This window comes from Streptosporangium sp. NPDC000563 (genome assembly GCF_040299985.1).
Classification (GTDB): domain Bacteria; phylum Actinomycetota; class Actinomycetes; order Streptosporangiales; family Streptosporangiaceae; genus Streptosporangium.
The window spans coordinates 16,769-37,693 of the sequence record NZ_JBEPDA010000017.1 but is presented as its reverse complement, the minus strand read 5'-3'; the positions used below and the strand labels follow the sequence as shown (position 1 = coordinate 37,693).

14 protein-coding genes and 1 pseudogene are annotated in these 20,925 nt (G+C 71.0%); 1 reads left to right on the top strand and 14 read right to left on the bottom strand.

Annotated features, from left to right (window positions below; translation table 11 throughout):
• From ABT352_RS29285 to gltB, 7 genes and pseudogenes are all read right to left on the bottom strand, one after another.
• Nucleotides 1-1,338 (bottom strand): annotated as a pseudogene (locus tag ABT352_RS29285) (hypothetical protein); the annotation flags it as partial.
• Nucleotides 1,335-1,742 (bottom strand): acyl carrier protein, encoded by a 408-nt coding sequence (locus tag ABT352_RS29280; RefSeq protein ID WP_350948177.1) that lies wholly within the window; start codon nt 1,740-1,742, stop codon nt 1,335-1,337. The pseudogene ABT352_RS29285 and the gene ABT352_RS29280, both read right to left, overlap by 4 nt.
• Nucleotides 1,743-1,946: 204 nt before the next feature.
• Complete coding sequence (gene pyk, locus ABT352_RS29275) at nt 1,947-3,377, bottom strand: pyruvate kinase (protein ID WP_350948176.1); 1,431 nt, start codon at nt 3,375-3,377, stop codon at nt 1,947-1,949.
• Nucleotides 3,378-3,720: 343 nt separating this feature from the next.
• A complete protein-coding gene (locus tag ABT352_RS29270) occupies nt 3,721-4,140 on the bottom strand; it encodes a hypothetical protein (protein ID WP_350948175.1) in 420 nt (139 codons plus the stop codon).
• A gap of 287 nt (nt 4,141-4,427) precedes the next feature.
• Nucleotides 4,428-6,221, bottom strand: coding sequence for a S8 family peptidase (locus ABT352_RS29265; RefSeq protein WP_350948174.1), 1,794 nt, complete (start codon nt 6,219-6,221; stop codon nt 4,428-4,430).
• Between the two features lie 274 nt (nt 6,222-6,495).
• A complete protein-coding gene (locus tag ABT352_RS29260; protein WP_350948173.1) occupies nt 6,496-7,974 on the bottom strand; it encodes a glutamate synthase subunit beta in 1,479 nt (492 codons plus the stop codon).
• Between the two features lie 79 nt (nt 7,975-8,053).
• Entirely contained in the window at nt 8,054-12,559 is a 4,506-nt protein-coding gene (gene gltB / locus ABT352_RS29255) for a glutamate synthase large subunit (RefSeq protein ID WP_350948172.1), read from the bottom strand.
• A gap of 199 nt (nt 12,560-12,758) precedes the next feature.
• Here gltB and ABT352_RS29250 point away from each other — a divergent pair, with 199 nt between their 5' ends.
• Nucleotides 12,759-14,738 (top strand): bis-aminopropyl spermidine synthase family protein, encoded by a 1,980-nt coding sequence (locus tag ABT352_RS29250; RefSeq protein WP_350948171.1) that lies wholly within the window; start codon nt 12,759-12,761, stop codon nt 14,736-14,738.
• Here the strand turns inward: ABT352_RS29250 and ABT352_RS29245 are convergent.
• The 7 genes from ABT352_RS29245 to trpA all read right to left on the bottom strand — a co-directional run bounded on the left by ABT352_RS29245 (nt 14,713) and on the right by trpA (nt 20,920).
• Nucleotides 14,713-15,417: a hypothetical protein gene (locus ABT352_RS29245; protein ID WP_350948170.1), complete on the bottom strand. Its 705-nt coding sequence runs from the start codon at nt 15,415-15,417 to the stop codon at nt 14,713-14,715. The two genes, ABT352_RS29250 and ABT352_RS29245, sit on opposite strands and share 26 nt — an antisense overlap.
• A 75-nt stretch (nt 15,418-15,492) precedes the next feature.
• Entirely contained in the window at nt 15,493-16,338 is an 846-nt protein-coding gene (locus tag ABT352_RS29240) for a hypothetical protein (protein ID WP_350948169.1), read from the bottom strand.
• Entirely contained in the window at nt 16,335-17,054 is a 720-nt protein-coding gene (locus ABT352_RS29235; RefSeq protein WP_350948168.1) for a VIT1/CCC1 transporter family protein, read from the bottom strand. The genes ABT352_RS29240 and ABT352_RS29235 overlap by 4 nt, the downstream gene beginning before the upstream one ends.
• Before the next feature lie 148 nt (nt 17,055-17,202).
• Nucleotides 17,203-18,591, bottom strand: coding sequence for a prolipoprotein diacylglyceryl transferase (gene lgt, locus ABT352_RS29230; protein WP_350948167.1), 1,389 nt, complete (start codon nt 18,589-18,591; stop codon nt 17,203-17,205).
• A 26-nt stretch (nt 18,592-18,617) separates the two neighbouring features.
• On the bottom strand, nt 18,618-19,382 hold the full coding sequence (locus ABT352_RS29225) for a DsbA family protein (protein WP_350948166.1): 765 nt from the start codon (nt 19,380-19,382) through the stop codon (nt 18,618-18,620).
• Nucleotides 19,382-19,915 (bottom strand): MauE/DoxX family redox-associated membrane protein, encoded by a 534-nt coding sequence (locus tag ABT352_RS29220; RefSeq protein WP_350948165.1) that lies wholly within the window; start codon nt 19,913-19,915, stop codon nt 19,382-19,384. The genes ABT352_RS29225 and ABT352_RS29220 overlap by 1 nt, the downstream gene beginning before the upstream one ends.
• 210 nt (nt 19,916-20,125) lie before the next feature.
• Nucleotides 20,126-20,920: a tryptophan synthase subunit alpha gene (gene trpA, locus ABT352_RS29215; RefSeq protein WP_350948164.1), complete on the bottom strand. Its 795-nt coding sequence runs from the start codon at nt 20,918-20,920 to the stop codon at nt 20,126-20,128.
• Nucleotides 20,921-20,925: the final 5 nt, after the last annotated feature.

The following is a 20,925-nucleotide window of genomic DNA, read 5'->3' as shown; positions in this document are numbered from 1 at the left end:
CCCCGCCGCACCGAGCAGGAGGGACGGCGCGCCTCGTGCGCCACCGGCCTTCGGTCCCGCTCCCGCCTCGGACGAGGGGTCCTGCCCCGCGACCGTCCCGCGACGGGCCTCCACCTCGTGGAAGGCGTGTCCCGGCACCCGCTCCGGCGCCGCACCGGAGGCGGCCACCCGGGCGATCGCCTCGTCCAGTCCGAGCATTCCCGAGAAGGCGGCGGCGGCGAGTTCTCCGACCCCCTCCCCCGTGCACCCTCCGGGGGTGACACCCCAGCCGGTCAGGGTGGCCGCCAGGGAGTAGGTGACCGCGAACGTCACCGGGTCGTCGTCGCGTTCCCCGGCGAGCCAGGCGTCGCAGAAGTCGACGCCGTGCCGCTCGAAAGCCTCCAGGCAGACGTCCATCGTCTCGCTGAACAGCCGCTCGACCCCGTACAGCGAGGCCCCCAGCCGACCGGCGCCGCCGGCGGGGAAGACGAACCGCACACCCGTCCAGGCCGCGTCGCGGGAAGGCGGCTCATGCCCGGCCGTTTCCTCGGCCGAGGCCGTCCGCGCGGCGGCGAGGGCGGCGGACGCCTCGGCGGGGGTGGTCGCGACGATCGCACCCCGTACGGGATGCGGGGTGCGGCCCCGCTGGAGGACGGCCACGGCGTCGGCGAACCGGTCGGGGGCGAGGGTGGCGAAGAATCCCGCCAGGCCTTCCCGTACGGCGTCGGCCTCCTGTCGGTGCCGTCCCGACCAGGCGACGACGCGGGGCCGGCGGTCCGCGGGGAGGTGGACCGGCGGGAAGCCGTCCTTCACCGTCAACGGATCACGCGGACGCGCGGTCGGTCCGCCTGTCGGCGATCGGCCGGGCCCGCTGCGGGCGGGACCGGTGCCGGGCCGGGAAGCGGTCAGCGGGCCGGTCGCCGTACCGGCACCCCGGTCGGTCACCGAGACGGTCGCTGTGTCGGCGACCCGGTCGGTCACCGGGGCGGTCGTCGCGTCGGCGACCGTGTCGGTAGCCGGGTCGGCTGCCGGGTCGGTCGTCGTCTCGATCACGGCGCGTACGAGGTCGCCGTCGAGGAGGGCGTCGTCCAGGCGCCTGAGCGCGATCGCGGTTCCCCGTTCCGCGACGGCGCCGAGGCTCGGCCCCGAGACGGTGATCGCGAGGTCGCAGATCCCCAGGGCGAGGGCGAGGCAGGCGGCCTCGGCCGTGTCGTGGACGGCGAGCACGCCCGGTGGGCGCGCGGGGTCGTGTCCGGCGTTCTCCATCGTGGCCTCGACGACCTCGATCGGGACGGGACCGGGAGAGAGCGGGGCACGCGGGCCCATACCGATCACCGCGATCGGCGCGGTCCTCGTCACCGAGACGACCCGCCGTCCCTGCGGATACGGGCGCGCACATCCCTGCGGCTGCCTCCCGTGGGGCGCGGGCGCGCGGGTTCGCTCCTGACGGGTTCCTGCGCGCCCGCGACGAGGCGGCTGAGCGCCCGTACGTTCGGCCGGGCGAACATCGCGGTGACCGGGATGTCGATGCCGAGCGCCCCGGTGATGTCCGCGTGCAGCTCGACCAGCGCCATCGAGTTGAGCCCGGCTTCGAAGAAGTTCTCGTCGGGGTCGACCGTCCGGCCCAGGCGGGCCTCGATCATTCCCGCCACCGTGTCGGCGGCCGACACCCGCTGCCCCGGGCGACCCGATTGGCCTGGAGGCCGCCCCTCGTCCTCCTCGTGTTGCCGCTCCGCTCCCACCGGCCGACTGCCCTGGATCATCCGGCGCCTTTCGTGAAATTTGTCTGGTTCACCGGGCACCCCCTTTTCGGGCATGCCGTGCACCGATCTTCTGACACCTATTCGGACACGACAAGGGCGTATTTTTCGGCTTTTTTGGATCGCCGAGCGCGGGGAAGACCCCGGAAACGCGTGCGGCCACCGCCGAAGCGGTGGCCGTACGCGTTTTCGCGGATCGGGTGAGGATCAGGCGGGGTTGGAGACCGCCGCCCCGATGGTGTGCACGCGCAGGGCGTTGGTGGAGCCGGCGGTGCCGGGAGGCGAACCGGCGACGATGACGACCTTGTCACCCTTCTCCAGGCGGGAGTTGGCGAGCAGCGAGGCCTCCACCTGACGGACCATGTCGTCGGTGTGGTGGACGAACGGCACCTCGAAGGTCTCCACACCCCAGGTCAGCGCGAGCTGGTTGCGGACGTGGCGGGCGGAGGTGAACGCGAGCAGCGGGATCGGCGAGCGGTAGCGGGCCAGACGGCGGGCCGTCTCACCGGACATGGTGAACGCCACCAGCGCCTTGGCGCCGACGATCGCCCCGACCTCCGCCGCGGCACGGGCGATCGCGCCACCGGTGGTCTCGGGCAGCCGGTCGAGGCTGTGCGTGGCCTGCAGGGAGCTCTTCTCCGCGGTCGTGGCGATGCGGCTCATCGTCTCGACGACCTCGATGGGGTAGTTGCCGACCGAGGTCTCCCCGGAGAGCATGACCGCGTCGGCGCCGTCCATGACGGCGTAGGCGACGTCGGAGGCCTCGGCGCGGGTGGGACGCGGAGAGGTGATCATCGAGTCCAGCATCTGGGTGGCGACGATGACCGGGCGGGCCTTCTCGCGGCAGAGCTCGATGGCGCGCCTCTGGACGATGGGCACCTCCTCCAGCGGCAGCTCGACACCGAGGTCACCGCGGGCGACCATGATGCCGTCGAAGGCCTCGATGATCTCCGGGAGCCGCTCCACGGCCTGCGGCTTCTCGATCTTGGCGAGCAGCGGGAGGCGGATGCCCTCCTGCTCCATGATGTTGCGCACCACGTCGGCGTCGGAGGGACGCCTGACGAAGGAGAGGGCGACCAGGTCGAAGCCGGCGCGCAGCGCCCAGCGCAGGTCGGTCTCGTCCTTGTCGGTCAGGACGGGGGCGCTGACGTTCACGCCGGGGAGGTTGAGGCCCTTGTTGTCGGAGATCATGCCACCGACGACCACGCGGGTCGTGACGCGCTGGCCGTCGACCCGGGTCACCTCCAGCCGGACGCGGCCGTCGTCGACCAGGATGCTGTCGCCGGGGCTGACGTCCTTGGGAAGCCCCAGATAGGACGTGGAGACCTGGTCACGGTCGCCGGGGACCTCCTCGGTGGTGATCGTGAAGACGTCACCGAAGCCGAGACGGACGGGACCTTCCTCGAACTTACCGACCCGGATCTTGGGGCCTTGGAGGTCGGCCAGCAGACCTACGCCACGCCCGAGCTCGGCGGCCGCCTCCCTCAACCTGTCGTAAACCTCCCTGTGCAGCTCGTGGCTGCCGTGGCTGAGGTTGAAACGGGCCACGTCCATCCCGGCCGCGATGAGTTCGCGGAGGCGTTCGGGAGATGAGGTGGCGGGGCCGAGAGTGCAGACGATTTTCGCGCGACGAGTCACGGATCCCACCCTAATTGGTACAGACCACTTGGTCGCGACGTTAGCCGTAGCGCCGATGAAAAATTCGGTGACACAAAGCCACCCAGCATGAACGGCAGGTTACGAATCGTCCCTCGCGCTCACTCCTGGGGTCAGCCGTCCCAGGAGTACGGGCACCCGCGAGCGTGCCACGAGCCTGGTCGGTCATCGGGACACCGGACCGATCACGACTTCCGAGCGGTCACCGCGCCTCCGTGTCGGCCGCCCGGAGTTTCGAGACGGTCACCGCGCCTCCGCCTCCGCCTCGGCAACGGCGGCTTCGGGCCGAGCGCCGGAACCCCGGACCGGCCGACGGATTCCCGGGTCAGTCGCGGACGATCTCCTCCGCGACCAGCCCGGCGCCGATGCCCAGCAGCCAGACGTCCTTGGCGACGGCGATGCCCTGCTGTGAGGGACGCAGGCTGCCTTCCTCCCGCAGTCCCGGCGTCTTGAGGTAGAGGCCGAGCAGCCCTCCGGCGAAGGCGGTCAGCGCGGCGCCCGCCAGCAGCGGCGGCACCACGGGGACCAGCAGGGCGGTACCGAGGGTGATCTCCGCCGTGGAGAGCAGTCTCGTGAACTTCACCGAGTCCATGTCCTTGAGGAACGGGTAGGTCCCGGAGGCCATCCCGTGCAATCCCTTCGCGCTCTCCTCCCCCGCGGTTCTCTTGGTCAGTCCCGAATTCAGAATGATCAAACCGGCGGCGATCCGGGGCGGAAGCTGGTGCGGACGCGACAGGAACCTCATATGAGTCCTTTCTGCGTGGAGAACCCGCCTTCAGGCGCGAGGAGGAAGCCGATGATCCTCACGGTGACAAGAGCGACGGGATGGAACCGGAGTCGTTCTTCTTCCCCCTTTCGCCCCCTTCACCCGTCTGTTGATCGTCTCTTGGGGAGATCCGGCCTGTGCCCGGGATGACGCTTCCGCCGAGGCCGAACCGCGAGGCGACCGCCCTCACCCCGTCTCGGCCCCTCACCCAGGGGCCGAGACGGGGTGAGGACGCCTTGGGCGCCCCCGCACCGTCAGGGAGGCCGTCAGGGAGCGAGCGGCTCGGCCTTGGCGGCGTTCTCGGCACTGATGAGGCCGCGGCCGTAGAAGCCGTTGCGCTTCTTGGGACCCTCGCACTTGTGGACCTCGTCCACGAACGCGAGGTCGATCTTGTAGGCGTACCCGCGCGGTGAGGGGCAGGCCTTCTTGGTGGCCGTGGAGTACAGCTGGCGCTGGACGTCCGCGGGGGGCATCGTGAGGCCGCCCTTGCCGGGTTTGCCGAACCGGCTGATCAGGATGGCGGCGACACCGGTGGCGTGCGGTGCGGCCATGGAGGTGCCGACGAGGTACTGGTAGTAGGCGCAGGTGCCGCCCTCGCACTCCCGGATGATCGAGTCGGACTTCGGCGTGCCGTCGGCGGTGAGTTGTCCCTTGGCCTTGAGCGCGTTCTCCGGCGCGGCGGCCAGAATGCCCTTGGTGGGGTCGTACGTGCTGCCGCCGTCGAACTCGTCCCCGCCGGGGGCCGCGAGGTCGGCCTGCTCGACGCCGTAGTCGGAGTAGTACGCCTTGCGCCCGGTCGGCCCCACCGAGGTGACCGAGATCACACCCTTGGACTCGGCGGGAACGTTGAGGCAGGAGTTGTCGACCTTGCGGGTGTGCTCGCTGCCCTTGGGATAGTTGGGGCTGCTCTCGTCCTTACTCGGCTTGCCGAGGTCGGTGGCGCCGTTGCCGATGGCGCTGATGAGGGTGACCCCGCGCTTGCGCGCGTAGTCGAGGGCGCGCTGCATGCCGGTGATGATGCCGCGCTGCTCCAGCTGCTCCGCCTTGGAGTCGGCCGGGTTGGCCTTGCAGTTGAACAGCCACGGGTCGACGTAGAAGCTCATGTTGACCACGTCGATCCCGGCGTCGGCGGCGTAGGTGAGCGCCTCGACGCTGGGCTTGAGGAAGAACAGGCCCGAGTCGCGACCGGCGCGCAGGTTCACCAGGGACACCTGGGGGGCCACCCCGGCGATGCCCAGGCCGTTGATCGGTGAGGCGATGGTGCTGGCCACATGGGTGCCGTGGCCGTCGTCGTCCCAGTCCACCGGGTCCTTGCAGTCCTTGAACTCGCAGGGGCCGTCGAGGACGTTGCCGTTGGGGTCCTTGGGCCGGTCGGTCACGAAGTTGCGGCTCAGGGCGCGGTTGAAGTTGGGGGCGATGTCGGGGTGCTTGCCGTCGATGCCGGTGTCTATGACGCCGACCAGCACCCGCTTGTCACCGGGTTCGGTGGCGTAGGAGCCCTCCACGGTGGCGCCGATCATCTTCATGTCCCACTGCCGCCCGGCGAGCGGCTCCGGTGTGTCGGCGGAGCGGCGGGTGCCCGCCTGCCCGAGGGCTTCTGCGGAGGGGAATGCGAGCGGGGTTCCCACGCCGGAGACGGTCCCGGCGCTGGAGGTCCCGGAGGTGGCCCCGGTGCCGGAGATCCCGGCTTCTGAGGCGGACCCGCCCGCGGAGGTCCCGGTCGCGGGTGCGGCGGCGCGGATCGCACTGGCGAAGCCGATCCTCCGGTCGGAGGAGACTCCCTCGATGGCGCTGTCGTCGGCCAGGCTTTCCACGAATCCGGCGCCGGGACCGTCCGCGAGGACGTAGCCGATCCTGGTGTCGGTCGACAGGACGGTGCCGCCGCTCGCGTCGATCGCGTCGATCGCCCGGTCGCGGGCGCCGTCCGCGTAGAAGACCAGGTACTCGCGGGTCTGGCCCGCGCCGGTCGTGGCCTCGCCGCCCAGGGCTCCCGCCGTGAGGGTCGCCGCCAGGGCGAGCGCCGTCGCCGCGCCCGTCAGGCTTCTGGTCCCGCGATTCATCGATCCTCCGCACCTGACCCGATCAAGAAATTTATCTTTCAGGCATATGTACGCCAAAGCAATTCGAAACCCCGCTCTGCGCATTTTTCCCTGAAGCAGTCGGTAAGACATCCGGAATGCCGAACTGTCGGGGGGTGCCGAAGACCAACCGTGGCCTGACCAAACCAGCGATGGAGCACATGAACCGGCTCTGACATGCATGAACCGGCCCGGGTACGCATGGATCAACCATGACATACCCAGACCGGTCATGACATATCAGACCAGCTTCCACTCAGACCAGCGGCCGCGCCGTCGGCGGGATCGCCACCGGAAGGGCCGTCCGGCCCGTGAGGTAGCGGTCGGCGGCCGAGGCCGCGGAGCGGCCCTCGGCGATCGCCCACACGATCAGCGACTGTCCGCGGCCCATGTCCCCGGCGACGAAGACGCCGTCGACCGACGACATGTAGCCCTTGTCCCTCGCGACGTTGCCCCTGGCGTCGTAGAACTCGCCGCCGGCGACCTCGGCGAGCTCTTCGAGCAGGCCCTTCTTCTCCGGACCGACGAAGCCCATCGACAGCGTGACCAGCTCGGCCGGGATCTCCCGCTCGGAGCCGGGCACCGGCTTGAACCCGGCAGCGGGCCCCTCCACCTCGACCAGGCGCAGCGCCCTGACGTTGCCCTCGGCGTCGCCGACGAACTCGGTGGTGGAGACCGCGTAGACCCGGGCGCCGTCACCGTCGGCCAGCTCCTCGTGGGCGCTCTCCATCTTGAACAGGATGGGGAACGTGGGCCACGGCTGGCTGCCCGGACGGCTCGCCGGAGGCTGGGGCATGATCTCCAGCTGGGTGACCGAGGCGGCCCCCTGCCGGATCGCGGTGCCGATGCAGTCGGCACCGGTGTCGCCGCCGCCGATCACGACGACGTGCTTGCCCTCGGCGCTGATCGGCGAGACCGGGAAGTCGCCCTCCTGGACCTTGTTGGAGGGCGGCAGGTACTCCATCGCCTGGTAGACGCCCTTCAGGTCGCGCCCGGCGACGGGCAGGTCCCGCCACTGGGTCGCGCCACCGGCCAGGACGATCGCGTCGAACTCCTCGCGCAGCTGCGCCGCCGTGATGTCCACGCCGACGTTGACGCCGGTACGGAACTCGGTCCCCTCGGCCCGCATCTGGGCGAGACGGCGGTCGATGTGCCGCTTCTCCATCTTGAACTCGGGGATGCCGTAGCGGAGCAGGCCACCGATCCGGTCGGCCCGCTCGAACACGACCACGTCGTGCCCGGCCCTGGTGAGCTGCTGGGCTGCGGCCAGGCCCGCGGGGCCCGAGCCGACGACCGCGACGCGCTTGCCGGTCTTGGTGGCGGCGGGCTGGGGGGTGACCCAGCCCTCGTCGAAGGCACGGTCGATGATCTCGACCTCGACCCGCTTGATCGCGACCGGGTCGGAGTTGATGCCGAGCACGCACGCCGCCTCACACGGAGCCGGGCACAGGCGTCCGGTGAACTCGGGGAAGTTGTTCGTGGCGTGCAGGCGCTCGATCGCCTCCTGCCAGTCGTCCCGGTAGACCAGGTCGTTCCACTCGGGGATCAGGTTGCCCAGCGGGCAGCCGTTGTGGCAGAACGGGATGCCGCAGTCCATGCAGCGCGCGGCCTGCCTGGTCAGCGCGGGCTTGGGGAAGTCCTCGTAGACCTCGCGCCAGTCGCGGATGCGCACGTCCACCGGGCGGCGCGCCGGCAGCTCGCGTCCGTGAGCGAGGAAACCCTTGGGGTCAGCCATCGGTCGTACCTCCCTTATCCCTGAAAAGCCTGAAATGACTGGAAAAACCGGACGGGATGAGTGATCGCAAACATCGGCGTCACCCCTGGACCGCGGCGGTCATGACGGCCTCGTCGATGTCGCGGCCCTCCAGCCGGGCGGACTCGGCGGCCAGCAGGACCCGCTTGTAGTCCGTCGGCATGATCTTGCTGAAACGGGACGGGTCCCAGTCGGCGAGGAGTGCCTTCGCCACCGTGGAGCCCGTCTCGGCGAGGTGCGCCTCGACGATCTCGCGCAGCGCCTCGGACTCGGCCTCCCCCAGCTCCTCGATCTCGACCATCTCCCGGTTGACCCGTTCGGCGTCGAGGTCGAGCAGGTAGGCGACGCCGCCCGACATGCCCGCCGCGAAGTTGCGGCCGGTCGGGCCGAGGACGACCACCTTGCCGCCGGTCATGTACTCGCAGCCGTGGTCGCCGACCCCCTCGACCACCGCGGTGGCACCGGAGTTGCGGACACAGAACCGCTCCCCCACGACGCCGCGGATGAAGGCCTCGCCGGAGGTCGCGCCGTACAGGCCGACGTTTCCGGCGATGATGTGCCCGTCGAGCGGGGCCGCGTCGTACGGCTGGACCGAGATCCGGCCGCCGGACAGGCCCTTGCCCACGTAGTCGTTGGCGTCGCCGGTCAGCCTCAGCGTGATGCCCCTGGGCAGGAAGGCGCCGAAGGAGTTGCCCGCGGAGCCGGTGAAGCGCACGTCGATGGTGTTGTCGGGAAGGCCCGCTCCGCCGTACCGCTTGGTCACCTCGTGGCCGAGCATGGTGCCGACCGTACGGTTGACGTTGCGGATGGGCAGGTCGAGCGTGACCCTGGAACCACCCTTGAGCGCACCCTCGGCGAGCTGGATCAGCGTGTTGTCCAGCGCCTTGGCGAGCCCGTGGTCCTGCTCCACGGTACGGCGCAGCGAGGCGCCCTCGGGCAGCTCCGGCTGGTGCAGGATCGGCGCCAGGTCCAGTCCCGAGGCCTTCCAGTGGTTCTCGGCCGGGGTGGTGTCCAGCAGCTCGGCGTGGCCGACGGCCTCGTCGATGCTGCGGAAACCCAGCGCGGCGAGATACTCGCGGATCTCCTCGGCGACGAACTCGAAGAAGTTGACCACGAACTCGGGCTTGCCGGTGAACCGCTTGCGCAGCTCGGGGTTCTGGGTGGCCACGCCGACCGGGCAGGTGTCCAGGTGGCAGACGCGCATCATCACGCAGCCGGAGACGACCAGCGGCGCGGTGGCGAAGCCGAACTCCTCGGCGCCGAGCAGCATGGCGATGATCACGTCGCGGCCGGTCTTGAGCTGGCCGTCCACCTGCACGACGATGCGGTCGCGCAGGCCGTTGAGCAGCAGCGTCTGCTGGGTCTCGGCCAGGCCCAGCTCCCAGGGGGAGCCCGCGTGCTTGAGCGAGGTGAGCGGGGAGGCGCCGGTGCCGCCGTCGTGACCGGAGATGAGCACGACGTCCGCGTGGGCCTTGGACACGCCCGCCGCGACCGTTCCGACCCCGACCTCGGCCACGAGCTTGACGTGCACGCGGGCGGCCGGGTTCGCGTTCTTCAGGTCGTGGATGAGCTGGGCGAGGTCCTCGATCGAGTAGATGTCGTGGTGCGGAGGCGGCGAGATGAGGCCGACGCCCGGGGTGGAGTGCCGGGTCTTGGCCACCCACGGGTAGACCTTGTGGCCGGGCAGCTGGCCGCCCTCACCGGGCTTGGCGCCCTGGGCCATCTTGATCTGCACGTCGTCGGCGTTGACCAGATACTCGGAGGTCACACCGAACCGGCCCGAGGCCACCTGCTTGATGGCCGAACGGCGCACCGGGTCGTGCAGCCGCTCGGGGTCCTCGCCGCCCTCACCGGTGTTGGACTTGCCGCCCAGCCGGTTCATCGCGATGGCGAGCGTCTCGTGCGCCTCCATCGAGATGGAGCCGTACGACATCGCGCCGGTGGAGAACCGCTTGACGATCTCGCTGACCGGCTCGACCTCGTCGATCGGCACCGGCTCGCGGACGCCCTCCCGCAGCTTGAACATGCCGCGCAGCGTCATCAGCCTCTCCGCCTGGGAGTCCACCAGGCCGGTGTACTCCTTGAAGATCTCGTAGCGGCGCGAGCGGGTGGCGTGCTGCAGCTTGAAGACGGTCTCGGGGTTGAACAGGTGCGGCTCGCCCTCGCGACGCCACTGGTACTCGCCGCCGACCTCCAGGCGGCGGTGGGCGTTCTCGGCCCGGGGGTAGGCACGCAGGTGACGCTGCGCGGCCTCCTCGGCCAGGACGTCGAAGCCGACGCCGCCCAGCCGGGACGTGGTCCCGGTGAAGCAGACGTCCACGACCTCCTGGCTCAGCCCGAGCGCCTCGAAGATCTGCGCCCCGGTGTAGGAGGCGACCGTGGAGACCCCCATCTTGGACATGACCTTCAGCACGCCCTTGCCGTACGCCTTGATGAGGTTGCGCACGGCCTTGTGCTTGTCGATCTTCAGGACGCCGGAGTCGACCATGTCCTCGACGGTCTCGATGGCGAGGTACGGGTTGACCGCGCCCGCCCCGTAGCCGACGAGCAGCGCCATGTGGTGCGCCTCGCGCGCCTCGCCGGTCTCGATGACCAGGCCGATCTTGGTGCGGGTCTTCTCGGCGATCAGGTGGTGGTGGACGGCACCGGTGAGCAGCAGCGAGGGGATCGGCGCCAGGACGTCGGAGGAGCCGCGGTCGGACAGCACGATGATCCGCGCCCCGCCCTCGATCACCGAGGAGACCTCGGCGCGGATCTCCTCGATGCGGTGCAGCAGCGCCTCGCCGCCACCCGCGACCTCGTACAGGCCGGAGACCACGTGCGGGTGGAAGCCCGGCAGCGCGCCCTCGTCGTTGATGTGGATGATCTTCGCGAGCTCGTCGTTGTCGAGCACCGGGTAGGGCAGCACGAGCTGGCGACAGGAGGCGGGACCCGGGGCGAGCAGGTTGCCCTCGGGGCCGATGGTGCTGGCCAGGGAGGTGACGAGCTCCTCGCGGATCGCGTCCAGCGGCGGGTTGGTGACCTGCGCGAACAGCTGGCTGAAGTAGTCGAACAGCAACCGGGGCTTCTCGCTGAGCACGGCGACCGGGGTGTCGGTGCCCATCGAGCCGATCGGCTCGATGCCCGTCCTCGCCATCGGCCCCAGGATGATCCGCAGCTCCTCCTCGGTGTAGCCGAAGGTCTGCTGCCGCTTGATCAGCGTCTCGTGCGACAGGCCCTCGGGCGAGCGGGCGGGCAGCTCCTCGAAGCGGACCAGACCGGCGTGCAGCCAGTCGGCGTACGGCAGCTCCGCCGCCAGCTCGGCCTTGATCTCGTCGTCTTCGATGATCTTGCCGAGCGCGGTGTCGACCAGGAACATCTTGCCGGGCTGCAGGCGGCCCTTGCGGACCACGTCCTCGGGGGCGATGTCCAGCACACCCGCCTCGGAGGCGAGCACGACCAGGCCGTCCGCGGTGACCCAGAACCGTCCGGGGCGCAGGCCGTTGCGGTCGAGCACCGCGCCGACCAGGGTTCCGTCGGAGAAGGTGATCGAGGCCGGGCCGTCCCAGGCCTCCATCATCGTGGAGTGGAACTCGTAGAACGCCCGCCGCGCGGGGTCCATCTCGGTGTGGCTCTCCCACGCCTCGGGGATCATCATCAGCACCGCGTGCGGCAGGCTGCGTCCCGCGAGGTGGATGAGCTCCAGCGTCTCGTCGAAGGAGGCGGTGTCGGAACCGGCCGGGTCGCAGATCGGGAAGAGCCGCGACAGGTCGCCCGGCAGGTTCGCCGTCTCCAGCATGGCCTCGCGGGCGCGCATCCAGTTGCGGTTGCCCTTGACCGTGTTGATCTCACCGTTGTGGGCGACGTAGCGGTACGGGTGCGCGAGCGGCCAGGAGGGGAAGGTGTTGGTGGAGAAACGCGAGTGGACCAGCGCGATCGCGGTCTCGTAGCGCTCGTCGCTCAGGTCGGGGAAGAACTGCTCGACCTGCAGCGGGGTGAGCATGCCCTTGTAGACGATCGTCCGGGAGCTCAGCGAGGGGAAGTAGACCTTCGCCTCGTGCTCGGCCCGCTTGCGCAGGCAGAAGGCGAGCCGGTCCAGCTCAAGACCGCTCTCACCGTCGGGGGACGCCACGAACAGCTGGCCGAAGAACGGCATCACCGCGCGGGCGCTCGGCCCGGGAAGGTCGGGGGTGGTGGGAACGTCGCGCCAGCCGAGGACCGTGAGGCCCTCCTCCGCGGCGATCTCCTCGATCAGTCGCACGGCGGCCTCACGGGCCCGCTCCCCGGCGGGCAGGAAGGCCATACCGGCGGCGTAGGAGCCGGCCGTGGGCAGGGGGAAGTCCGCCACCACGCGGAAGAAGACGTCGGGGATCTGCGTCAGGATCCCGGCCCCGTCGCCGGTGTCCGGTTCGCTACCCTGGGCCCCCCGGTGATCAAGGTTGCACAGCGCGGTCAAGGCCTTCGCGACGATGCCGTGGCTACGGCGACCGGCAACGTCCGCGACCATGGCGACACCACAGGCGTCGTGCTCGTGCGAGGGGTGGTACAGGCCCTGAGGCTCGGGAAAGCCGAGGTGGGCAGCAGGCATTGAATCCCTCCCGTCGTCTTGCTTCTCTCGAACAAGCAAGGGACGACGTTGGCCCTGCTGCGTGGTGGGTAGAGATTACCGTACCCTGCCGGATACCTGCCTACCCGGTGAGATCCCGCCGAATTAGTGCAGGTTCGCCCGGTTCATTAAACACACCGCGATGGCACAACATTCCAGGTCCTGGCCCTAGGGTGGCCCAATGGAACCGACCGATCCCACCGGCCTGGGCGCCTCCACCGCTCTGACAGGCAGCGGCACTTCAGATGTCTCCGGCGTTTCCGGCCCCCCCGGCGCCTCCGCCGGGACCGGCGACCGAACGCCGGCCGGGACGGGAGCCGGAACCGAGAGCGGGGCCGGGCGTGGGTCCGGGACGGGAACCGGGGCCAGGACCGGGACCGGGCATGGAGCCGGGCATGGAGCCGGCGCCGAAGGAGAGGCCGGGGACGAGAACGGCGGTGGAGTCGAGGCTTTCGTCGCACGGGCGGGTGTCGACGGCAGGCGGCTGAGGAACGCGCTGACCGCCCTGGGCGGCGGTCGCTGGTGGACACTCGCCGATCTGGTCAGGGAGACCGCGACGTCGCGGCGGACCGTCGAGGCGCTGCTGCGCGAGGTGGACGGCGAACTGGAGCGATCGGGCGACCGCTTCAGGCTCCCGGCCCCTCCCGCCTGGTCGGCCCCGGCACGGGAGGAGGGCGCCCCGTCATCGGACGGACCGCGGGCGGACGGCCCCGCACCGACCGGATCGCGCGTAAGCAACGTCACACCGGCCGCACCACGAGCGGGCGGTACCGCACCGGCCGGGCCGCGAGCGAGCACCCTCGCACCGGCGGACCCGGTCGCCCACCTGCTCCCCGACCGCGCCGACCTGGTCGCGCGCATGGACGAGTTGATCGCCAAGGCTCCCCGGGGCCGCCACACGCTGGACCACGTCGCCGCGACCGGCGAGACCGTGGTCAGGCGGGCGCTGCTGCTGGACGCCCGCTTCTGGCTGGACGGCGCCCGGCTGCTGTGCGTGGGCGACCACGATCTGACCTCGCTGGCCACGGCGATGCTGCACCCGGGCGTCGAGGTGACCGTCGTCGACGTCGACGAGCGCATCCTCGCCTACATCGCCGGCGAGGCCGACCGGCTCGGCCTGGCCGTACGGACCCGCTGGGCCGACCTGCGCCTGGGCCTGCCCGCCTCCGCGCGGTCCTGGGCCGACCTGGCGATCACCGACCCTCCCTACACCCCCGAGGGCGTCGGGCTGTTCGTCGCCCGTTGCGCGGAAGGGCTGCGCGACCGCGAGCAGGGCCGGATCATGCTGGCGTACGGCGCCAGCGAGCGCACCCCCGCGCTCGCCCTCAAGGTTCAGCAGGCCCTGTCGCAGCTCAACCTCGTCAACGAGGCGATCTACCCCGACTTCAACCGCTACTTCGGCGCCGAGGCCATCGGTTCGGCCGCCGACCTGTACGTCCTGCGCCCCACCACGAAGACCTGGCCCGCCGCGGCCGCCCGCACCGAGACGTCCGGCACCGCCATCTACACGCAGGGGCCCCAGTCGGTGGAGTCGGCGAGCTCCCCCGCCGCCTCGGCCGCCGGTTTCGGTGAGGGGTTCGTCCCGGAGGTGCTGGTGGGCGAGTGGCCCCGCGACGTGCTGCCCAAGGCCCCCAGGGCGCGCCTGACGACCTGGCTGGCCAAGCCCTACGCCAGCGACCCGGCCAGGGTGGCGATCTCCGTACCCGCCGGTCTGGAGGCCGCGCTGCCCCGGCTGCTGCTGGCCACCCGCGCCAGGGAGGTCCGGGTCACCCTGGCGACGGCCCCGAAGGACCTCCCCCGCGACCTTCTCGCCCCCGTCTACGACCTCACCGCCGAGGGGGCGTCCGTGCGCGCCGTACGGGTGGCACCGCCCGCCGGAGACGGCAAGAGCGCCACAAACGCGAACGGCGCGCACGAGAACGACACGGCCCGGATCCTGCGCCGCGTCCTGGACAACGCGCACGGCAGGCTCGCCAACACCTGGCGCGAGGCCCTGATCAAGGTCAGGGGCGACCTGACGAAGAGGCAGGCGAGGGCGGTCGTCGCCGCCGTGGCCCCGTGGGCGGGCGACGTCACCGTCCTCGAACTGCCCGCCCACCGGCTGCTGGAGCTCAGGGCCGCGGTGGAGAGCTCCCTCAGCGCACCAGCCGACGCTGGATGACCAGGCCGAGGCCGTCCATCGCGACCTGCGGATAGGTGAGATCCACCCTGCCCTCGCCGCCCTCGCCGCCCTCGCCGCCCTCGCCGCCCTCGCCGCTCTCCCCCGCGCCTGCCCGGGCGGTGCTCCCGCCGGCGACGGGGGCGACCCAGCTCACCGTGACGTAGTGCCCGAGGCCGCGGACCTGGGCCCAGCTGCGCGAGCCGTCGAAACCGTCGGGCGTGTCGGGAGCGGGCCTGACGAAGCCGTCGCCGCCGTCGCCGCCGTCGCCCTTGAGAGCCGCCACGAGCCTGTCGGCGGCGGCGGAGTCGGCGAGGTTGAAAATCAGGAACTGGCCGGAGACCGCGCCGTCCTCGGTCTCGTAGCGGGCGCGCAGCACCTGCGTGCACCCGCCGAGCGCGTCCTGCGCGCTCCCCCAGACCGCCTCCGCGCAGTCGGCGAGGGTCTCGGTGGCCTTGAGGGCGAGCTTGGTCGTGCCCGCCGACACCGAGGGGGCGGGGAACATCTCGGCGACGGTGAGCGGCTGGGGGTCGAGGTCGCGGGTCGCGATGGGCGCGTAGTGGGCCGTACCCGGCTCCGCGCGCAGGACGGCGGCGCGCGGGGCGGGCTCGTCACCCAGCCACAGGAAGGCCCCCACCCCGGCGACCCCGGCCAGCACGACGATGATGATCCACTTGCGCATGAGGAAAAAGCTTACTTCGACATCCTCCCCGCCCTCGAAGAACCCGGATTCCCGCCCGAAAAACGAACCCGGAAACTACTTGCTCGGGGCGGGCGCCGGGGAGACGGCGACGATGCGGCGGAAGATCGCCTTTTCCGTGGCGCGGACCGCGAGGGAGAGCGAGACGAAGTCGTCCCTCGCGCCCGGCTCCGCTCCGTCGGCCCTGCCGATCCAGACCAGGCCCGCGTAGTGCCCCATCGCGTGGCCGCTCGCCTCGGTGTGGCCGTCGGCGGGAAAGGCGGCCCTGGGCGCCTGGACCGGCCGGACCCAGCCGCCCCGGTGCAGGGTGGTCAGCGTGTTCACCAAGGTGTCGGAGGAGGCGGTGTCGCGGAGGTTGAACAGGGTGTACTGGGCGACGTAGCGGTTGTCGGCGCTGGTGTACAGGCCCCTGGCCACCTGGGTGCATCCGCCCTGGGCGAGCAGGTCGGTGAGCTCCTGGCCCCAGACCGCCGCCGCGCAGGCGCTCTCCAGCAGAGGGCTGCCCGCCAGCCTCAGCGTGGTCCTGCCCTCGCTGAGGGTCTTGGGGAAGAGGTCCTTGGCCGTGAGCGGTTTGGGGTCCGCCTTGCTCTCCGCGATCGGCGCGAACACCTTGGAGGAGGGCCATCCCCGGTAGACGTCGGGGCGGGGTTCGGTCCCGATGACCGAGGCGGTGGCCCGTTCTGGCTCGAAGTCGTTGCCGATCGCGGAGATCGCGAGGGTGAGGACGACCGCGGCGACCAGCACGCCCGCGATGGATCCGAACACCACCAGCAACCGCTGCTGGGTCGGGGTCAGCCCCCACTCCTCCAGCTGGGGGATGCTCCAGGTCTGCGCCTTGCTGGGAGTGCGGCGGCGCTTGCGCCCTCCCGGGGCAGGGGGTGGGGGCGAGGTCGGGGCGGTCACAGTCCGGTTCCTCCCAGGAGGGTGCCCAGGGCGAAGGTCAGGCCGGCGGCGACCGCGCCGACGAAGAGCTGGCGCAGCCCGCTGTACCACCAGCTGCGCGCGGTGACCCGGGAGACCAGCGCGCCCGCGCCGAACAGTGCCAGGCAGGAGACCACCGCCGACGTCACCAGGCTGGTGACGCCGAGCAGGTACGGCAGAAGGGGCAGGAGCGCCCCCACCGCGAACGACAGGAACGAGGAGAGCGCGGCGATCCTGGGCGAGGGAAGGTCGTGGACGGTGACGCCCAGTTCGGCCTCGGTGTGCACCTCGAGCGCCCTTTCCGGGTCCGCCGAGATCTGCCGCGCCACCTCTGCGGCCACGGCGGGATCGACGCCCCGCTCCTCGTAGAGCTTGGCGAGCTCCTCCAGCTCGGCCTCGGGGTTGCGTTCGAGCTCTCGGCGCTCGACGGCGATCTCGGCCAGGGCGAGCTCCCGCTGGCTCGCCACCGAGACGTACTCGCCACCGGCCATGGAGAACGCGCCGGCGGCCAGCCCCGCGATGCCCGCCAGCAGGATGACCTTGGTTCCCGCGGCGCCACCGGCGACACCGGCGATCAGCGCGAAGTTGGAGACGAGGCCGTCCATCGCGCCGAACACCGACGGCCTCAGCCAGCCGCCGTTGACGTCGCGATGCCGGTGGTGCATCTCGGCACGCCTCCCCGAGGCGTCCGGACTCATCGCGATCCCCCGGGCGGCGGCCCCCAGGGCCCGGCACCGAAGGGAGGGCGCGGGCCACCGGTCTCGGTCCCGGAATCGGAACGCGCCGGTGCGCCGGACGATCCGGCGGCGCGTCCGAGATCCCGGGACCTCGACCGTGGGAGAGGCGTCAACGTCGTTCTTTCTCGCCCTCGGGAGCGGCCTTCGTCACGGCCTCCTCCTGGAGCTCGCCTTTCTTCGCACCGGAAACGAGCTCCTCGGGAACGCTCGCGCCCGAGGCCGTGCCGACGGCGCTCTCCGAGTCCGCGCTCTCCGAAGCGGTGCCGTCAGAGGCGGGCACGCCCCCGGCGGCGTCCGAGGCATCAGAGGAAACCGCCGAAGCCGGCTCTGCCTCGACCGCGGCGTCTCCGCCCCGGCCGCTCTCCTCGGGATCGGCCTGGTCCGACGGGTGAGCCGGATCGACCGCTCCCCCGTCCTCGCTCAAGCCCTCGGCCACCAACGTCGCCGAGGCCGGACGCGCCTCGTCGTCCCGCCGGGCCGCCTGGTCGTTCTCGGCCTCGTCGGCCTGGTCGGAGGGGTGGGCCGGATCGACGGGATCCGCCGCGCCGCCCCCCGCGTCCGACGCGACCAGGGTGACGGCCTCGGCCTTCGCCGAGTCCGTGCCGTCGGGGGCGCCTGGGCTCTCGCCCTCGCCCGGCGTGGCGGCGCCGCCCTCAAGGTCGGTGTCGGGGTCGGTCGCCGACCTCACCCGCTCCTCGTCGGTCTTGTTCCTGGTGTACCAGAAGTAGGCCATCGCCCCGATGAACAGGATGATCGAGGTCCACTGGTTGAGCCGCAGGCCGAGGATGTGGTGGGCGGCGTCGACCCGCAGGCCCTCGATCCAGAAGCGGCCCACGGTGTAGCCGGCGACGTAGAGAGCGAACAGGCGGCCGTGGCGGATCACGTACTTGCGGCCGATCCAGATGAGGACCAGCGCGAGACCCAGGTCCCAGATCGACTCGTACAGGAACGCGGGGTGGTAGGTGTCCACGCCCGGCACCGTGCCCGGACGGTCGGGGTCGATCTCCAGACCCCACGGCAGGTCGGTGGGGCCGCCGAACAGCTCCTGGTTGAAGTAGTTGCCCCAGCGGCCGATGGCCTGGGCCACCGCGATGCCGGGGGCGACGGTGTCGGCCACCGCGGTCAGGGAGATGCCCCTGCCGCGGCAGCCCAGCCAGACGCCCACGCCACCGAGCGCGACGGCGCCCCAGATGCCCAGGCCGCCGTTCCAGATGTACAGCGCCTCGATCGGCTCATTGGGCGCGTCCGGCCCGAAATAGAGCTGCCAGTCGGTGATGACGTGGTAGAGGCGTCCACCGACCAGGCCGAACGGCACGGCCCAGACGGCGAGATCCACGATGGTTCCAGGGACACCGCCGCGGGCGCGCCAGCGGCGCTCGCCGATGACGACCGCGACGATGACGCCGAGCACGATGCACAGTGCGTAGGCCCGGATGGGGACCACGCCGAAGAGATGCCAGACCCCCTGGGAGGGGCTGGGAATCGAGGCGAGGGGCATGTCAGGTGACGTTACCGTGTCCCGGGCTACTTGGCGGCATCAAGGACGGCCTGACGCAGCTCGGCCGGTTTGAAAGCCACGCCGGTGTCCATCTCGGTGCCGTTGAGCTTCAGCGTCGGGGTGCCCGTGAGCTTCTGGGTCTCCAGGACCTTGGTGCTGTAGGCGAGGTGTTCGGGAGCCTTCTCCTGGCTGGTCACGCACTTGTCGAAGCCGGGATCGGTCACCCCGGCGTCCTTGCCCCAGGCGATCAGGTCAGGGATCTTGAAGCCTTCCACGGTCTCCGAGGGCTGTGCGTCGAACAGCTTGTCGTGGAACCTGCTCCAGGCGACGCCTCCGGGAATGCAGCGGGAGGCCGCCCCGGCCCGCACGGAGTTACCCCGGGTGATGCCCTTGTTGGTCTGCTCCTGGAAGATCGTGATCGGGTGGTAGACCACCTTCGCCTTGCCCTCGGCCGCCAGGTTCTTGATCGTGGGACCGCTGGTCTCCTCCAGCGCCCTGCAGGCGGGGCACTGGAAGTCCTCGAAGACATCCAGGACCGGCGACTCCACTCCCGCCTTGGCCATGACCACCGAGCCGTCGGAGGCGACGGTGATCGGCGCGAGGTTGGCGCCGACCTGCTCGGACCTGCTGCTCTGCGCGGCGAACCACCAGCCCGCCCCGACGGCGGCGACCGCGAGCACGGCGGCCGTCGTGATGGTCGTTATGCGCTTGCGCCTCTCCTTCAGCATCTGCTCCTGGCGCTGTGCCTTGATCCGATCACGCGCCGACTGGTCCCGCGCGGCCTTGCCCATCAGTCAGTCTCCTTTTCCTGGTGCTCCTCCTCGTCGTCGCTTTCGAGGTCGTCGTACGGCTCCCGCCCGGGGGTGAGCCCCAGGGCGGAGTCCAGCGCGAAGCGACCCGGAGGGAACCAGGCGACGATCACACCGAGTCCGAAGAGACCGAAGTCACGCAGGATGTCGATGAGGTAGTCGGGCTCCACCCCGGCCGCCAGCTGACCGCCGCCGCCGAAGCAGCCGCAGTCGATGCGCAGCCCGCGCGCCCACGCCGAGGCGATCCCGATGACGAACGCCAGCATGAGCAGTGCCGAGATGACACCCGCCGCCCGGGTGAGCAGCCCGACGACCAGCAACACCCCCACGACGATCTCCAGGATCGGCAGGCCGTAGCCGACCACCGTGGCGAGCGATTTTGGGAGCAGTTCGTATGCCTCGACCGCCTGAACCGAGAGCACCGGGGTGCCGATCTTGCCCCAACCCGCGACGATCAGCACACCCGCGAGCACCAGCCGCGAGACGGTCGTTACCCAGGGTAGCGCCGAAATCACGATACGCGACCTATTGGGCGCGGGCTTCTCAGAGGTCACGAGCATCATTCTCCTACTCCCACGCCCTAGGCACGGATGTCTCCGGCGAACGCAAGGTATCCGAAGGAAAGCTCACCACGAGCTGGATAAGTGTCGAATAAGCGTGTTCGAAAGGCATGCCCCAGGGCGCGGTCCCGATGGAAGGGGGACCGCCCCCCTGTGGAAGGGACCTCAGCCCCGGACGCCCGCCGCCAGCTCGGCGCCCAGCTCGCGGACGGACGCGAGAGCCGAGTTCTCGTCGGGGGCGTCCAGGACGCGGCGGATGAACGCCGAGCCCACGATGACGCCGTCGGCGTAGCCCGCGACCTCCGCGGCCTGCCGTCCGGTGCCGACGCCCAGGCCGACGCAGACCGGCAGGGAGGTGTGCGGGCGGGTGCGCTCGACCAGGCCCTGCGCGGCCTCGCCGACCGAGTCGCGGGCGCCGGTGACGCCCATCAGCGACGCCGCGTAGACGAAACCGGTGCAGCTGTCGACGACGGCCTTGATGCGGGCCTCGGTGGAGCTGGGCGCGACCAGGAAGACCGTGTCGATCCCGGCCCCCGCGCTGGCCTCGCGCCAGGGGCCGGCCTCCTCGGGGGTGAGGTCGGGCGTGATGGTGCCCACCCCGCCCGCGTTCGCCAGGTCCCTGGCGAAGCGGTCGGCACCGTAGCGGTCGATCGGGTTCCAGTACGTCATGACCAGGGTGGCGGCACCGGTGGCGGCCACGCCTTCGACCGTGCGGAGCACGTCGGCGATACGGGTGCCGTTGGTCAGCGCCCGGTGGACGGCGTCCTGGATCGTCGGACCGTCCATCAGGGGGTCCGAGTAGGGCAGACCGATCTCGATCACGTCGCAGCCCGCCTCCACCATGGCGGTGGCGACGGCGATCGCACCGTCCTTGCTGGGGAACCCGGCGGGCAGGTATCCGATGAGGGCGGCGCGGTCGTCCGCCTTAGCCTTGGCGAACACCGTCTGAAGAGTCGTCATCGTTG

What these genes read in the sequence shown, in the direction of transcription:
- ABT352_RS29280 (WP_350948177.1), bottom strand. Translation starts at nt 1,742, where the DNA reads ATGATCCAGGGCAGTCGGCCGGTGGGAGCGGAGCGGCAACACGAGGAG.
- ABT352_RS29270 (WP_350948175.1), bottom strand. Translation starts at nt 4,140, where the DNA reads ATGAGGTTCCTGTCGCGTCCGCACCAGCTTCCGCCCCGGATCGCCGCC.
- ABT352_RS29265 (WP_350948174.1), bottom strand. Translation starts at nt 6,221, where the DNA reads ATGAATCGCGGGACCAGAAGCCTGACGGGCGCGGCGACGGCGCTCGCC.
- ABT352_RS29260 (WP_350948173.1), bottom strand. Translation starts at nt 7,974, where the DNA reads ATGGCTGACCCCAAGGGTTTCCTCGCTCACGGACGCGAGCTGCCGGCG.
- gltB (WP_350948172.1), bottom strand. Translation starts at nt 12,559, where the DNA reads ATGCCTGCTGCCCACCTCGGCTTTCCCGAGCCTCAGGGCCTGTACCAC.
- ABT352_RS29250 (WP_350948171.1), top strand. Translation starts at nt 12,759, where the DNA reads ATGGAACCGACCGATCCCACCGGCCTGGGCGCCTCCACCGCTCTGACA.
- ABT352_RS29245 (WP_350948170.1), bottom strand. Translation starts at nt 15,417, where the DNA reads ATGCGCAAGTGGATCATCATCGTCGTGCTGGCCGGGGTCGCCGGGGTG.
- ABT352_RS29235 (WP_350948168.1), bottom strand. Translation starts at nt 17,054, where the DNA reads ATGAGTCCGGACGCCTCGGGGAGGCGTGCCGAGATGCACCACCGGCAT.
- lgt (WP_350948167.1), bottom strand. Translation starts at nt 18,591, where the DNA reads ATGCCCCTCGCCTCGATTCCCAGCCCCTCCCAGGGGGTCTGGCATCTC.
- ABT352_RS29225 (WP_350948166.1), bottom strand. Translation starts at nt 19,382, where the DNA reads ATGGGCAAGGCCGCGCGGGACCAGTCGGCGCGTGATCGGATCAAGGCA.
- trpA (WP_350948164.1), bottom strand. Translation starts at nt 20,920, where the DNA reads ATGACGACTCTTCAGACGGTGTTCGCCAAGGCTAAGGCGGACGACCGC.